At 46.2% G+C, this 15239-nt stretch carries 13 protein-coding genes; 12 read left to right on the forward strand and 1 reads right to left on the reverse strand.

Going from position 1 to position 15239, the window contains the following annotated elements; translation table 11 throughout:
• The first annotated feature begins 118 nt into the window (after window positions 1-118).
• The 3 genes from LSG37_RS08865 (at window position 119) to LSG37_RS08875 (ending at window position 2917) form a co-directional block, all read left to right on the forward strand.
• The gene (locus tag LSG37_RS08865) at window positions 119-394 is read left to right on the forward strand and encodes a hypothetical protein (RefSeq protein WP_233079531.1); all 276 of its coding nucleotides are present in this window, start codon (window positions 119-121) and stop codon (window positions 392-394) included.
• A gap of 99 nt (window positions 395-493) precedes the next feature.
• On the forward strand, window positions 494-2146 hold the full coding sequence (locus LSG37_RS21390) for a GGDEF domain-containing protein (protein ID WP_233079532.1): 1653 nt from the start codon (window positions 494-496) through the stop codon (window positions 2144-2146).
• A 96-nt stretch (window positions 2147-2242) separates the two neighbouring features.
• A complete protein-coding gene (locus LSG37_RS08875) occupies window positions 2243-2917 on the forward strand; it encodes a hypothetical protein (RefSeq protein WP_233079533.1) in 675 nt (224 codons plus the stop codon).
• Here LSG37_RS08875 and barA read toward each other — a convergent pair.
• Entirely contained in the window at window positions 2914-5688 is a 2775-nt protein-coding gene (barA, locus tag LSG37_RS08880) for a two-component sensor histidine kinase BarA (RefSeq protein WP_233079534.1), read from the reverse strand. The genes LSG37_RS08875 and barA overlap by 4 nt on opposite strands.
• Before the next feature lie 86 nt (window positions 5689-5774).
• Between barA and rlmD the strand changes: the two genes are divergently transcribed.
• The 9 genes from rlmD (at window position 5775) to gloA2 (ending at window position 15237) form a co-directional block, all read left to right on the forward strand.
• Complete coding sequence (gene rlmD / locus LSG37_RS08885; RefSeq protein WP_233079535.1) at window positions 5775-7115, forward strand: 23S rRNA (uracil(1939)-C(5))-methyltransferase RlmD; 1341 nt, start codon at window positions 5775-5777, stop codon at window positions 7113-7115.
• Between the two features lie 3 nt (window positions 7116-7118).
• Window positions 7119-9311, forward strand: coding sequence for a GTP diphosphokinase (relA, locus tag LSG37_RS08890; RefSeq protein WP_233079536.1), 2193 nt, complete (start codon window positions 7119-7121; stop codon window positions 9309-9311).
• Window positions 9312-9377: 66 nt separating this feature from the next.
• Window positions 9378-10166, forward strand: coding sequence for a nucleoside triphosphate pyrophosphohydrolase (gene mazG / locus LSG37_RS08895; protein ID WP_366515552.1), 789 nt, complete (start codon window positions 9378-9380; stop codon window positions 10164-10166).
• Between the two features lie 319 nt (window positions 10167-10485).
• Window positions 10486-10626, forward strand: a complete 141-nt coding sequence (locus LSG37_RS08900; protein WP_233079537.1) for a hypothetical protein — start codon at window positions 10486-10488, stop codon at window positions 10624-10626.
• A 92-nt stretch (window positions 10627-10718) separates the two neighbouring features.
• A complete protein-coding gene (locus LSG37_RS08905; protein WP_233079538.1) occupies window positions 10719-11051 on the forward strand; it encodes a hypothetical protein in 333 nt (110 codons plus the stop codon).
• 46 nt (window positions 11052-11097) lie between these two features.
• Entirely contained in the window at window positions 11098-12003 is a 906-nt protein-coding gene (locus tag LSG37_RS08910; RefSeq protein WP_233079539.1) for a hypothetical protein, read from the forward strand.
• Window positions 12004-12785: 782 nt separating this feature from the next.
• Complete coding sequence (locus LSG37_RS08915) at window positions 12786-13889, forward strand: hypothetical protein (protein WP_233079540.1); 1104 nt, start codon at window positions 12786-12788, stop codon at window positions 13887-13889.
• A gap of 236 nt (window positions 13890-14125) precedes the next feature.
• Window positions 14126-14770: a GTP cyclohydrolase I FolE gene (gene folE / locus LSG37_RS08920; RefSeq protein WP_233079541.1), complete on the forward strand. Its 645-nt coding sequence runs from the start codon at window positions 14126-14128 to the stop codon at window positions 14768-14770.
• A 62-nt stretch (window positions 14771-14832) separates the two neighbouring features.
• On the forward strand, window positions 14833-15237 hold the full coding sequence (gene gloA2, locus LSG37_RS08925) for an SMU1112c/YaeR family gloxylase I-like metalloprotein (RefSeq protein ID WP_233079542.1): 405 nt from the start codon (window positions 14833-14835) through the stop codon (window positions 15235-15237).
• Window positions 15238-15239 lie beyond the last annotated feature (2 nt).

The following is a 15239-nucleotide window of genomic DNA, read 5'->3' on the forward strand; positions in this document are numbered from 1 at the left end:
TTTCAGCAGGATGACCTGCTTTCCTTGTGCTTTTAATTTTATCGTTTTACAGTGGATTCGGTTGTTGAGCCTGTCTGCGACATATTGCAGATCTTTCTCGTAAAGTCAGGGAGTTACTATGTCAGTTGTTATTCAGTTATTAGAAAAAATGGGTCAAAGCTCAGAGTTACGTTACGCTGATGCAGAGCAATTAGCAGAGTTAATGGCGGACACCGATCCTATGCTTGTAGCAGCTGTAATCAGTGGAGACCAGCAAGCCTTAGAGCAAATGTTAGGAGCCCGTACTAATGTTGTTTGTGGTGTGCATCCAGCAGATCAACCAGATGGTGATGAACCGGCAGAGCCGGAGCAAGAACCAGAAACAGAGAAAATCAGCTTTCTGAAAGTTGGATAAATGTTGTTTTTAACAATCAACCCCAGGTTTATCAGAGGTGTGCGGCTTTTTCTGCTGCCGCTTCTGTTTGCTTGTTTTTCTACACCTGTCCTCGCCACAGTGTGGCTTGATAAACTGTTGTATTTAGACAGAATTAAAAGCAGTGATTTTCAAGAGTTTTCCGTAAAGCTGAATGAGCTGAAGGCTGACGAAAATCAACTGTCAGGCTTTGAACAAGAGTATTTAACGCTGCTGAAAGCATACAGTGCAGTGTATGAGGGCAATACTCAGCAAGCTCTGAGCATTTTGATGCCACTGATTGAACAGGCAGATGCTGTTATTTCGTTCAGAGCAAAAGCTCTGGCCATCAATAGTTTGGTGTTGGTGCGCCGCTATCTTGATGCCTTTGTGTACCTTGAACAACTCATCATCCAACTGGATATGGTCTCTCAGCCGGAAGCCCGTGAGCAGGGGATGAGGGTGATCGCTCTGATGTACAACCTGATAGGCAAACATGATTTGTCATTAAGTTATATCGATCAGCTAATTAATGAAAAGCCCAGTTCAAATGCGGTATGCGCCGCGCATCAATTGAGAGCTGAAGCGCTGTATCTGTCTGGCCGTACAGATGATTTTCAGTTGAAATCTGCTGAAGGTCTGACCTACTGCACAGAACACAATGAACCTTTATGGGCAAACATCATCGTGGCCCTTATCGCTAGACACAAGATAGACCTGAACGATTATCAAGGTGCGATCAGCTTGCTGCTGTCTCATAATAATCAGGTTGAATCTACCCGCTATTATTCATTGATACTTAAATTTGATAGTGTCCTTGCGCAAGCCTACTACGGTCTTGGTCAGGTTGATTTAGCAAAAGAACATGCGATAAAAGTTACTGATGCTTTAAAACAAGACAGATCCAGCTTAGTCGCGGCGGAAACATTTGCGGTATTGCATCAAATTGCTAAAACCGAAAAAAACTACCAACAAGCTCTAGAGTACAATGAGCAATATATGGCAGCTTTTACCGCTTATATGGATGATAAGTCAGCACAACAAATGGCTTATCACACAGCCCACTCAGAAATTCTGGCGCAAAATCAAAAAATTGCTTTGCTGGATAAAGACAATCAGTTGCTGCAGTACGAACAAACTGCACTTAAACATCAGGCTACCTTTAACAAACTGTTGATTGTTGCTTTAGTGCTGCTGGTACTGGGTCTTGCCTTTATGGCTTACCGCAGTTTTGTTGCCCGTCAGCGCTTTAAAGCTTTGGCTGAATACGATGATTTAACGGCAATCAGCAACAGGTATCACTTTTCTGCTTCGGCCAAAGAAGCTCTAGCTTTATGCGAAAAAGGTCAGTTACCCGCCGCCCTTATTGTGTTTGATTTGGACCATTTTAAGCAAATAAACGACCAGTATGGTCATGCCGCTGGTGATTGGGCTTTACGTCAGACAGTGGACACCTGTCGCAACTTTATGCGCAATAACGATGTGTTTGGTCGTATTGGCGGGGAAGAATTTGCCATTTTATTACCGGGCTGCCAAAGCGATAAAGCGCACTTGCTGGCCGATATTTGCCGGGATGCGATCAGCAATATAGATACCGCCGTTTCGGGTTATGAGTTTAAGTTAAGCGCCAGTTTTGGTGTCACTTCAGCGCAAATATCTGGTTATCATTTTACCAAGCTGATTGAAGATGCCGACACCGCCATGTATCAGGCAAAACAGCAAGGGCGTAACAAAGTCCAGTTCTTCCAAGGTTAATATTATCAATACCTTAGTTGGTAACTTTTTTCTGCCCTATTGAATCTTTGAGTTGCTCCGATGTCAGAAACCTCAGCCTGACATCGGAGTGCTGTTGTGAAGATATGGATATTTTCTATTGTAGTTCATGCTTTATTGCTGTGGGCGCTCTCCTTTGTGGTGATCCCAACGCCTGAAAAGCCCTCAGCTTCAACTGTTATTCAAAGTTACAGTTACACTGCAATTCGGGCGAAACCAGCGCCAGCCATTGTTGCAGCTGAACAGCAAGTGATCATTAAAAACAAAACACCACAATCTGTGCTTTCAGCTAAAAAAAATACGGCCGTTAGCAAGGCCAAAACTTCTGAAACCACAGCCGTGACTCCGGCTGCTGAACTAAAATCAGCCCTTGAAGCCACAGCCAATGCAGAAATGCGTGAGGAAAAACCAACCGAAGCGGCTGGCCCTATGTCGCTGGCAGATCGCGCACTTGCTTCTGTGACGGCTAAAGCCTCAGAGCCAATGACAGAGTGGAACCAACAACGTGAAGTGGTGGTCAGATCCATCAATCCGGTCGATACTGATCTGGCGCCTGATATGTTTAAACCAGTAAAAGCCTTTACCGACGGCAGTTCGTTGATTAATGCGCATGGGGTGTGTTGGAGAGTGCCGCCTCCTGATGCAGGTAAAAATGCACTATGGTTATTTGCAGGCACATCCTGCAATGACGATACCACGGTGGATCAAATCAAGGATATTTTGCAGAAACGTCGCACTTACGCTAATGATTAGCCTGATACTTTTGTTGGTGCTGGCTCAGTGACCAACGGCGGCCAGTTTTTGGCGTCCTGCAATAAGGATTGGACCCTGTCCTGTAGTTCAAATAACTCAGGTTCCAGTTGTTCAGCTTGTTTACCTTTTTTCAGTTCTGTTTCAATCAGTTCTGTCAGTTGTTTGATGACTGGCAAACCTGTGTAGCAGCTGGCTCCATGCAGTTTATGAATATGCTGCAGCAATTGCTCTGCATCCTGTTGTTGCATCGCCTGTTGAATCAAAGCCAGGCTTTCAGGTAAAGACTGCACCAGCATCCATAACATTTCTTTGGCTAAGTCCAGTTTGCCGCCCGCTCTTTGCAAAGCCAGAGTCCAGTCCAGCTGTTTGCTTTGTGGCAACTGAGTTTCACTGACAGAAGCTGCCAACGCTTGTTGGAAATCAGGGCAACACTCACGCAAGGTGTAATGCAGTAATTTTTCATCCAGGGGTTTGGTTAAAAATTCACAAAAACCTAAAGCTAAAAGCCTCTCTCTTTCGCCCTCTAAGGCATGAGCAGTCACAGCAATAATAGGGGTGGCTTCATTCAGCGAACTTTGCTGAATACGCTGACAAGCCTGAATGCCGTCCATCACCGGCATATTAATATCCATAAAAATCAGATCGTAGTGCTGCTGGTTGGCCTTTTGCCAAGCCTCAGCGCCATTACGGGCTGAATCGACCTGCTCGACCATTTCAGACAGCAGGGTATTAATCAGTTTTAAGTTGGCTTCGTTATCATCCACTGACAGCACCCGTAAGCGGGCTTTGGGTTTGTCCTGTAACGGGTTTTGCTCTGGGAAATCTAAATAAGGCTGAGCCAGCGTCATCGCTAGTTTGCGGTAATGTGCTGGCTTGGATAACACAGCTTTGGCGCCTGAGGCTTGTAATACTTCACGTAAATTCGGCGACAAGGTATTAACCAGCAAATACAGCTGTTCGCTGTGTAGCTGTAACTGCTGCAGCAATTCAATCACCTGATTCACCTGATTCAGTGAAATAGAGCGGCCAATCAGCGCCATATCAATTTGCGGCTGTAAAGCCAAAGTCTGGCTCAACTGGCTCATATTGCTGCAACTGATGATATTGAGTCCCCAATGATCCAGCTGAGCCAACATGGCTTCACGGGAATACTGCTGAGGCTCAAAATACAACACAGTTTTTTGCTTCAGCTCTGCCAAAGGCAAAGGTTCAGCTATGGATAGGTGATGACGTTTGCACAGCAACGTAAACCAGAAGGTCGAACCTTCGCCTGCTTTGCTGTCGAAGCCAATTTTACCGCCCATAGCTGTGACTAAACGCTGCGAAATCACTAAGCCTAAGCCTGTGCCACCATAACGACGGCCTATGCTGTTGTCGGCCTGAGTGAAACCGCCAAACAAACTTTTTTGCTGCTCTTCATGAATACCTATACCTGTGTCCTGCACTGAAAAGCGCAGTTGCCATTGTTCATCCGGCATAGGGCGACAGCTAACGCGGATCACTACACTGCCTTGTTCGGTGAATTTAATCGCATTGCCGGCAATATTGGTCAGAATTTGATTAATCCGCATGGGGTCGGCTATTAAATCATCGGGGCAGCTGTTCTCAACCAGCAAGACCAGTTCCAGCTGTTTATCAAAGGCATTCGAGGCCAGTAACTCCACCGAATCATTTAATAAATCGCGTAATGAAAAAGGCTCGGGGTTAATCGGCATTCTGCCTTCTTCCAGTTTGGCGTAATCCAACACGTCATTGACCAGGCTTAACAAACTGTTGGCAGATTTTTGAATAGTGGCCAGATAATCCTGCTGGTTGTGCGTCAGGTTGGTTTTCAGCAACTGACGGGCAAAGCCAATAACAGCATTCAGTGGTGTGCGTAATTCATGACTCATTTTGGCAAGGAAGTCAGATTTGCTGCGGTTATCTTCCATGGCTTTTTTACGGGACAGGTCCAGCTCGATATTTTGCATCTCCAGCTGTTCCATACTTTGTTGTAAGTCGCTGGTCGCCTGTTCAATGCTTTGCTGCATTTCTTCGTCATGGGTTTTCAGCGCCGTTGCCAGTGCATTAATGCCAGAGCGCAATTGCTCCAGTTCGCCTAAAAACGGCTGCTGTAACTGGCTTTGATACTGACCTTCGCGCAGTTGGTCTATCACATCCCCCATTTGTTGCAGAGGACGACTAACACGTTTAATCAGGCGCAAACTGAAATACACACAAGCGGCAAGCCCTGCCAAAATAATCAGCAAGCTGCTGAGCAAAGAGGTTTGCTGCGCCAGCATCACTTTGTCTTTAGCGACCTGCACTGAGATGTAACCTAGCGGCTGGTCGGCCGGATCTGTGCTGAAATCAGCTTGTTCCGGCAAAATAGGCGTGCGGATCACCAGCCAGTTGCCAAGGTCGGTGATGGTGCTTTGCTGCGGAATAGCACTGTCTGGCTCGTACTTCAGCATGGCAAAGTCTTTATGATAATTAGTGGTGACAAAGAGCTCGTGGTCGGCATTAAAAATGGCGATACTTTTCACCAGCGCTGAGTTTTTTCTGTGGCTGACATCCAGCAAACGTTTGACGTCTTGCCTGCTGTTATGTAATAAGGCATGTTCACTGGCTATAGCTAAAGGCACAGCAATGTTTTCAGCCTGATCTTCCAGATACTGGGCTAAATCATGATGGCGGGCATAGCTAAAATAACCCCCAAGGCATAAACTGACCAGCAAGGTCGGCACTAGGGTGGTCAATAAGACCCAATCTCTTAAACCAATTTTCGTCATCTGTAGCGCTGCTTGATAGAATAGTCCGGAGCGAATTTATAATGACACAAGGCTTACCAAAAGCCCACCACAGGTACTAAGTCCAGATGGTCAAAATTTATCAGGCTGCCAAAGGCACCAGAGATAAACCTCAACAGTTAAAACAAATCGAAGTGCAGATCGAGCGTCTGGATCACGAAGCTCAGGGCATAGGCTTTGAGCAAAAGCGTATCGTATTCGTCAGTGGTGCTTTGCCTGGTGAACGGGTAAAAGTGCAGTTGACCGAACAAAAAGATAAATCGGCCAAAGGTAAAGTAGTCAAAGTGCTGCAAGCCTCACCATTGCGCCAAGCTCCGTTATGTAAGCATTTTGCCGAGTGCGGTGGTTGTCAACTGCAGTATCTGTCGGCAGAAGATCAGTTGGAATTAAAACAGCAGGGCGTGGATCAACTGATCCGCCATCAAACCGGTTTAACCAGTTTACCCTGGCAGTCCCCGCTGAAAAGCGAAGGCCAGGGTTATAGACGTAAAGCCCGCATTGGCGTTTGGTTTGATAAAAAAACGCAGCAATTTACAGTGGGTTTTCGTAAAGCCAACGACAAAGTTATTACCACAATTGAACACTGTATGGTGCTCAGTCCGGCTTTAACTTCTGTGTTTAGCGTATTACAACAACAGCTGCCAAAACTGCAACAAGGCTCTGCTATTACTCATGTTGAAGCGCTGGATGCTGATGGTCAGGTGTATTTAATAGTGCGGCATATCCGGCCTTTACCAGAATCCGATCAACAAGCACTGATCCAGACCTGGCCCGGCGCCCTATGGATAGGCGAAGCAGAGCCTGAACTTTATCAGCATTGGCAAGTCGGAACTGCAGAACCTTGTTATGAGTTGCCAGCACTGGGTTTAAAGCTGAAGTTTTCTGCCGCTGATTTTATTCAGGTAAATCAGAGCATTAATCAGCAAATGGTGCAGCAGGCACTGGATTGGCTCAATCTTCAACCTGACGATCAAGTGTTAGAGCTGTACTCTGGTATAGGTAACTTCAGTCTGGCTTTAGCGCAGCGCGCCAAATGGGTGCATGCTTTAGAAGGCGTCACCACTATGGTGCAGCGGGCGGAAAGTAATGCAGGACTAAATGGCCTGACCAATCTGAGTTTTAGTCAGGCTGATTTGCATTTGCCCTGGCCCAAAGCCGACTGGAATAAGCCGAAGTACCAAAAAGTACTGCTCGATCCAGCCCGTGCTGGTGCTGTGGGGGCAGTGGAGCAAATAGCGGCTTTAAGTCCGGCACAGATATTGTACGTGTCCTGCAATCCGATCACTTTTGCCCGGGATGCAAAAGTTTTACTGGCTTGTGGTTATCAGCTGGATAAAATCAGTGCGATGGACATGTTTCCACAAACCAGCCATCTGGAGTTGATGGCTTTGTTTTACAGGAGAAAGTAGCGAATGGTAACGGTAAGGCAATCACATAGCGCCGAATACCACCCAGGCGGCACTCAGAGCTGGTTAAGTGCTTTAGGTTTACCTGAAGCAAAAATTAATGCACTGCTGGATGTCGAACTCTGGTTACATCAACAGAATTTAACTGATCAAGAGCCCGAAGTTCAGACGGGCTGGGAAATGGTCGAAATTCTGGCTGATTTGCGTATGGACAAAGATGCCTTAACCGCTGCCTTATTGTTTCCTTTGGTCGAAGCCAAACTTATTGATCTGGAGCAGGTGGAAACCCAGTTTTGTTCCGCCGTGTTGACCATGCTAAACGCAGTGCGCCAGATGGAAGCCATTCGTTCTATTCCAGTCGGCCCAAATCAAAGCAGCAATCCACAACAAGCCGACAACCTGCGCCGTATGTTATTGGCCATGGTGGAAGATGTGCGAGCAGTGGTGTTAAAGCTGGCCGCACAAATTTGTTACTTGCGCTCTGTTAAAAACGCCGACGAAGAAACCCGGGTACTGGCTGCCAAAGAAACTAACGCTATTTTTGGCCCGCTGGCCAACCGCTTAGGCATAGGCCAAATTAAATGGGAGCTGGAAGATTTAGCTTTCCGTTACCTGCACCCGCAAACCTACAAACAAATTGCCAGTTTGCTGGAAGAAAAACGCTTAGACCGCGAACAATATATGCAGGATTTTGTCGGCTCAGTGCGGCAAAAAATGCAGGACGCTGCTATTTCGGTTGAAGTGTACGGCAGGCCTAAACATATTTTTAGCATCTGGAAAAAGATGCAGAAAAAGCAGCTGGCTTTTGATCAGCTGTACGATATTCGCGCCGTGCGTATAGTCACCACTAAAGTGCAGGACTGCTACGCCGCTTTGGGTATAGTGCATACGTCCTGGCGTCATCTGCCAAAAGAATTCGACGACTACATAGCCACACCTAAACAAAATGGTTACCAGTCTATTCATACCGTGGTGCTTGGCCCTGCCGGTCGCCCTGTGGAGATTCAAATTCGTACCCATCAGATGCATGACGATGCCGAACTGGGTGTAGCGGCGCACTGGCGCTATAAAGAAGGCGCTGGTCATGCAGCTCGCGAAGGCCAACTGGATGAGAAAATCAGCTGGTTACGCAAACTGCTGGCCTGGCAGGAAGAGCTGGTCGATGGCTCGGATTTAGCCGAAGAGTTAAAAAACCAGGTCACAGAAGACAGGGTTTATGTGTTTACACCTAAAGGCGATATTGTTGACTTACCTGTAGGCTCAACGCCGCTGGATTTTGCCTATTATGTGCACTCCAATGTGGGCCACCGTTGCATAGGCGCGAAAATTTCCGGTCGTATAGTGCCTTTTACCTATCAGCTGAAAACCGGCGATCAAATTGAAATTTTAACAGGCCGCGAACCTAACCCAAGCCGCGACTGGTTAAACCCAAACTCAGGCTATTTAAAATCCAGTCGTGCCCGTTCCAAAGTGCAGTATTGGTTCCGTCTGCAGGACAGAGATAAAAACATAGCAGCAGGGAAAGAGCTGCTGGACACCGAATTAAGCCGGTTGAATTTGAGTATCGACAATATTCCTAAAGTGCTGGCGCGTTTTAACGTTAACAGCATGGAAGAGATACTGGCTGGTATTGGTGGCGGTGAAATTAAAGTCACCCAGGTTGTGCATTATGTGCAAAGTCAGTCGGGCAAAATTCAACAGCCTGAAATCGACCCGCGCCTGATTAGCAAACCTATGTCGGCTCAGCCAAAAAGCCATGTGGTGGTGCAGGGCGTTGGTAACTTATTAACCCATATGGCCGGTTGTTGTCAGCCGCTGCCTGGTGATGCGATAGTTGGTTATATCACTCAGGGCCGCGGTATAGCTGTGCACCGCGATGACTGTGACCAGTTTAAAACTTTGCAGGAAGCGCATCGTGAACGGGTGGTTGAAGCCACCTGGGGCGATAAATACGCCTCAGGTTATGAAGTGACTATTCGTATAGTGGCGCATGACCGTAATGGTTTGTTACGGGATATCACCAGCATTCTGGCCAATGAAAAAGCCAACGTGCTGCGGATGAGCAGTAACTCAGATATCTCCCAGCAAACGGCCACTATCATTATGACGATGGAGCTGTATAACCTGGATTCACTGAACAAACTGCTGACCAAAGTTAGCCAGATTGATGATGTGATCGAAGCCAAACGTTTTCATTAATTGGTGAATTGAATAACCAACAGCACCGGAGTTTTAGCTCCGGTTGCTTCTTCTGCAGGATCTACCGTGTCACAACCACTTCAACAACTATTGGCCATTATGGCCAGACTGCGGGACCCACAAAACGGCTGCCCGTGGGATAAAGAACAAACTTACCAGACCATAGTGCCTTATACGCTGGAAGAAGCCTATGAAGTGGCCGACGCTATAGCTCGTGAAGACTATGCCGAGTTAAAAGATGAGCTGGGTGACTTATTGTTTCAGGTGGTGTTTTACGCCCAGATCGCCAAAGAAGAAGGCCGTTTTGAGTTTGACGACTGCGCTGCCGCAATTAATGACAAGCTGATCCGCCGCCATCCTCATGTCTTTGCTGATATGAATTTGGACAGCAGCAAAGCTGTGCTGCAAAACTGGGAAGCGATAAAAACCACAGAACGCACTGCTTCTGGCAAAACATCAGTGTTGGATAATATTCCGCTGGCTATGCCGGCATTAAGCCGTGCTTACAAACTGCAAAAACGTTGTGCGCAGGTCGGCTTTGACTGGCCTGATGTACAAGGGGCCTGGGATAAAGTGCAGGAAGAAATTCAGGAAGTGGCTGAATTACCTGCAGGTGCTGCCGAACTGGAAGAAGAGTTAGGGGACTTAATGTTTGCGCTGGTCAATGTAGTGCGTAAACAAGGTTTTGATCCGGAAAAAGTGATGCGTCAGGCCAATCAAAAGTTTGAGCGGCGTTTTCGTCAGGTAGAGCAGGCGCTGGTAGAACAAGGTTCGAGCCCGGCACAGAGTGATTTGGCGGAAATGGATGGGTTGTGGGAGATGGTGAAGCGGCAGGAAAAGCAGGGCAATACATAAACTGTAGGTTGTACTCGACGCGAAGCGGCAGTACAACAATGAATTCAATGAAGTCTGATTATTTGTTTTAAAGCTTTCGCCTTTGGCGAGATACTTTCTTTTGCTTCGCCAAAAGAAAGCGGCGCAAAGCAAGAAAGTGCAGGAAGCACTTTCTAACAGCCGAAGGCTGGCCCGTAGGGTGAATTACATGGATGTAATTCATAAAAGGCGACCCCAGGTCGCAGCGACAACGCTTGCGTTGAACAGCTTTAGCTGGCCCCGAAGGGGTACGAACGAAGTGAGTATAAAGCAGCACCCAATGGGGGATTGGTGCCGGTAGTTGGAATTGATTTTTCCGGTGATAGACAGTAAAGAGCAAAAAGCCATAATGACGCACACTGCAGACCTGAACCTGAAGTACTTAGATGAAATGGAGCTGTTGTGGTTAGAGGTAAAAAACTGGAAAAACAAGGAAAAATAAAAATTTAACGATTAAAAATTGATCAAAACTTGACGCTTTTTTAATTTGTTCAATACTCTGGTCTGGAATAATTAAAATACAAAGCCAGATCAATGACTAAGATATCTCCCATTCTTCTTTCCGGTTTCTGCCTGTTTTTTATAGCGTCTTGCGCAGAACCTTACAGTCCCACTGTTAAAGCCCCCGAACTGACGGTAGTGAACTCCACAGGCGAAACCATAGACCGTATTGTCGAACGTTCCTGCGATGCCAATGACGACAGCAACGACAGAATATTGGCGCGAGAGCTGAAAACCGGCCGCAGTTTGGTGATCCCCTTGGCTGTGACGTGCAGTAATCTGGAAGCTTTTAATAAAGAAGGCAGGGTGGTTGGCCGCCAGGCCGAAGTGTCGACCCCGCCGGATCTGTATTGGCAAATCTATTGAGGCTTTCTGTAGAGCAACATCCATTAAAAGAAAAAGGAATAAAGGTATGAAGAATCTGTTGAAACTTATTTGCCTGAGCGGCTTTGCGGTATTGATGACGGGTTGTAGCTCTTATAGCTATTATCAGGTGGAATCGAACTTTAAAATGAGTGCAGCGGCCGAAAGAGTGCCCGCTACTATTACCAAAGGCCAGGGTTTTGAAGCCAACTTCCCGCGTATTGCTACTATTGCTGTAAAAGCACCGGACTTTTGTGTCAGTGAATCTCAGTCACAACGCACAGGTACAGCCCGGGCTGAAACCAACGTCATGCAAACCACTTGTGGTGTCGAAATGGCACAAATTGAAAGCTCGTTAGCCAAAGCTGGTTTTGGTGTGATCAGCTGGAAAGTGCTGCAAAACGAAATGACAGTCTCTACCTCCCATCTGGATGCGGCAAAAAAACTCAGAGCCGACGCCATGTTCCAGATTAACTCACTGGAGCGTGGTGTAACTCAGGCAGGCCAGGATGCCCGTTGGGACAGACGCTTTTACAACACATCTGATGGAGGTAAAGTTCCAACTGCAGTCGACAGTTATATGGCCAATTTACTCGACACCTACGCCAAACAAAACGAACAAGCCATGATTGCAGGTATCGAGGTTTTAAGCGCCAGCATTAATGCCAGCGTCACCCTGGTGGAAAATGGCCGCGCCATCTGGTTTTATGAGTGGAATAACGTGCAATCACAGGAAGATGCCGATCAGATAGTCGCCAACACTTATGTCTATTGTATTGACGGCTACTGCCAGCCTTATGTGCCAAGAGACTATGTGGCCTATAACGATCAATTGGTACAAGGCACCAGTGATGCCGTGTCGATTGGCGCCAAAGCAGCAGACCGCCGCCGTGCAGTGCACGATAAGCTGATGAAGCAAGTAGTGACAGATATGGTGGGGCGTTTTGCTTTGTAGTTTTGTTATTGCTTACCGCTGGATCAAATAAGGCCGCTTTTTTAGCGGCTTTGTTTTTGGCAAAGATTGCTTTGAACAGTTGTAGGTTGTACTCGACGCGAAGCGGCAGTACAACAATGAGGCTGTCGGCAGTAAATACATTAAGGCTATGAACTCAAAGCATTTCGCCGCTGGCGAGATACTTTCTTTTGCTTTGCCAAAAGACAAGTATCCAAAGCTAGAAAGTGCAGGAAGCACTTTCTAACAGCCGAAGGCTGGCCCGCAGGGGGAATTACAGGGAGGTAATTCATAAAAGGCGACCCTAGGTCGCAGCGACAACGCTTGCGTTGAACAGCTGTAGGTTGTACTCGACGCACAGCGGCAGTACAACAATGAAGCTCGCATTAATGACTAATGTAGAATTTTGAACTCAAAGCGTTTCGCCGCTGGCGAGATACTTTGCTTTTGCTTCGCCAAAAGAAAGTATCCAAAGAAAAGGCGACCCCAGGTCGCAGCGAAAGCCCGGCCCAAAATCGTGCGTCCAAGGCTGCTGGGTAACTCGCTCGTCGCTACCGCTCCTCACTCAGACACTCCCAGCCTTAAAACCTTGGCCACCCAATTTTGTCCGGCTCGCGCCCCAATGGGGATTTGGTGCCAGTAGTTGGTATAGTAGACGCTAATTAGCCGCAAAGAGCGAAAAACGGACATCTGATTATCCATAAAATGGTAAATCACCTATAGACGAACTGAGGTAATGAACTGCTGTTTGTTTGGTGGTATTTTACCTGTAATAGGATATTCATTTGAGTGTTAGTGAAATGAAAAACGTTGTTATTGATGAAAAAATTACAAAGTTTAGAAATTTAGTAAATTCTAATTCAAACTTCGTTTTCAACACTTATAGAGATAAGAATGGCAAAAACCATTGGAATCTTATTTGCTCCTGCATGGATTGGCTTACTGTCTCGATCAGGTACTTAATGAATGCACCTGATCTAGACAAGAACATTGATGTTCGTGTGATGCAGATGTTCTCGCTCATATCTTCCATTGACCTTGTATCTGAGTCAATAACTCAGCTGCATCGTGTCTTTATAAATCCAAGTACAATTCCATTTGCAGGCGAGAAAAAGTGCTTCGGTAATCGCACCTTCGTTAATGAGGATGATAACAGCTACTTCAAGACTATAAGAGCTTCGTTTGGTGCTCATCCTGTTAATCTGAATCAATCCAATTCCAAGCGTTTCGCAAGTTGGCCGTTCGACAGTCATATGAAGAGTGGGGAACTGACTGTTCATTTATACAGCAATGAAGTCGGTGAGGAAGATTTAGTTATGAACCTTAACTCGAACGAATTAATTGCATTTCTTAATATTAGATACAATTACCTCGATGTAATTTCGGACAAAATCAAAAGCATTTACACAGATTTCCAAGACAACCTTTCAAAACAGCGGATTCAGACTAGCACCGAACCTATTGAACAGTTGCATATTCTACGAGCGGAGTCAGAAAAGAGGTTAGATAACGATTACTACAATAGTGAGATTAACGATCTTATTATGATTTTTGAAGCGGAAATACCTCAACCTGAACTTGTGCCATTAGCTGATAAATACAAGAGATCTCTCGAGCCACTTATTGAAGAGATCAGAACCAATCTGCAAGCAATGAATATTATAGATCTGGAGAACTCCCCATCACTATCAAATAGGTCCGAACTGAGTCGTAAACTAAGCTATGAGATAGGGAAATTTTACACTTGGATTCACGGTGATGAATACGACCCACTTATTCACTACTACTTAGAAAGATTTAACAATGAGACAAATTTTAAATTCAACTTTAATATTAATGATTCATGTAACTTACTGTTTCTCAAGTTGATGCTCATGTTACATGCGTAGTCGTAGTAGCTGAAAACGCAAGCGCAGCGAAGGGTTTTCTGGACAGGAGCCTACATTGACGTATTTACGGCGTATCTGCGTTGTAGTTGACCGCGCCGTTTGAGCCGAAGCTAGGTGTTCATTGCTACTAACTACACCAAAGCCTGCCCGCCTTAACAACTTATTCACCAAACTAAACCAATACTCTGTGGTCTGCGTATACTATGGACTATTGATAACAAGCGGCGAGAGCTTTTATGTTAACTGAATCTGCTTTAGTGGTGCGCAGCGCTCTGGAAGCTGCCGGGCTGGAAACGCCTATGCTGGATAATGGTCTGTCGAATGACCAGAAAAAACAGCGTTTAACTGAATTAATGACTCAAGTGGTGCATACCCTTGGGCTGGATTTAACAGACGATAGTCTGGCGGAAACTCCTGCCCGTATTGCCAAAATGTATGTGGATGAAGTGTTTTCTGGTTTGGATTACAGCACTTTTCCGAAGATTTCGATGATCGACAATAAGATGCGTGCTGAAGAAATGGTCAAGGTGCAAAACATTAGTTTTACCAGCACCTGCGAGCATCATTTTGTCACTATAGATGGCACCGCTACTGTGGCTTATATACCGGGCCAGAAGATTATTGGTTTGTCGAAGTTGAACCGTATAGTGCGGTTTTTTGCGCAGCGGCCGCAGGTGCAGGAGCGCTTAACTCAGCAAATTCAGGTGTCGTTACAAGCTTTGTTGGGCGTAAAAGATGTAGCTGTCAGTATTGATGCTGTGCATTATTGTGTGAAATCCCGTGGTGTGATGGACACCAGTTCCAGCACTAAGACTATGGCTTTAGGTGGTGCTTTTAAATCGGACCCGGCAACTCGGTCTGAGTTTTTATCGAAGTTTTAAACTGGTTCAGAAGCTTCCATGCTGGCACACTGGCAGGCTCTATTCTTACCTGAGACGATACTATGCTGGCCGGTATTCATCATGTGGCGCTGATTTGCAGTGATTATCAGCGCTCAAAACATTTTTACACTGAAATTCTGGGTTTAAAAGTTCTGGCTGAACATTACAGGGCTGAACGCTTGTCTTACAAACTGGACTTGCAGCTGCCGGATGGTACTCAACTGGAGTTGTTTTCTTTTCCAAATCCACCGCCCAGGCCCAGCACCCCTGAAGCTCAGGGCTTACGCCATTTAGCTTTTCAGGTGCTGGATGTCGCTCAAGTGGTGACGCATTTAGAGCAACATGGCATTGCAGTAGAGCCGGTGCGGATAGACCCGTACACAGAGCGGGCTTATACCTTTTTTAAAGACCCTGACGGTTTGCCGCTGGAACTTTACCAGATACTGCCAGCTGAATTGCTGCGTTAAAA

The organism is Rheinheimera soli (assembly GCF_021290985.1).
GTDB lineage: Bacteria > Pseudomonadota > Gammaproteobacteria > Enterobacterales > Alteromonadaceae > Pararheinheimera > Pararheinheimera soli.

Excerpts from the sequence above, each read along its gene's own strand:
- gloA2 (WP_233079542.1), top strand. The coding sequence starts at position 14,833 with ATGCTGGCCGGTATTCATCATGTGGCGCTGATTTGCAGTGATTATCAG.
- LSG37_RS08865 (WP_233079531.1), top strand. The coding sequence starts at position 119 with ATGTCAGTTGTTATTCAGTTATTAGAAAAAATGGGTCAAAGCTCAGAG.
- LSG37_RS08910 (WP_233079539.1), top strand. The coding sequence starts at position 11,098 with ATGAAGAATCTGTTGAAACTTATTTGCCTGAGCGGCTTTGCGGTATTG.
- rlmD (WP_233079535.1), top strand. The coding sequence starts at position 5,775 with ATGGTCAAAATTTATCAGGCTGCCAAAGGCACCAGAGATAAACCTCAA.
- barA (WP_233079534.1), bottom strand. The coding sequence starts at position 5,688 with ATGACGAAAATTGGTTTAAGAGATTGGGTCTTATTGACCACCCTAGTG.
- relA (WP_233079536.1), top strand. The coding sequence starts at position 7,119 with ATGGTAACGGTAAGGCAATCACATAGCGCCGAATACCACCCAGGCGGC.
- folE (WP_233079541.1), top strand. The coding sequence starts at position 14,126 with ATGTTAACTGAATCTGCTTTAGTGGTGCGCAGCGCTCTGGAAGCTGCC.
- LSG37_RS08905 (WP_233079538.1), top strand. The coding sequence starts at position 10,719 with ATGACTAAGATATCTCCCATTCTTCTTTCCGGTTTCTGCCTGTTTTTT.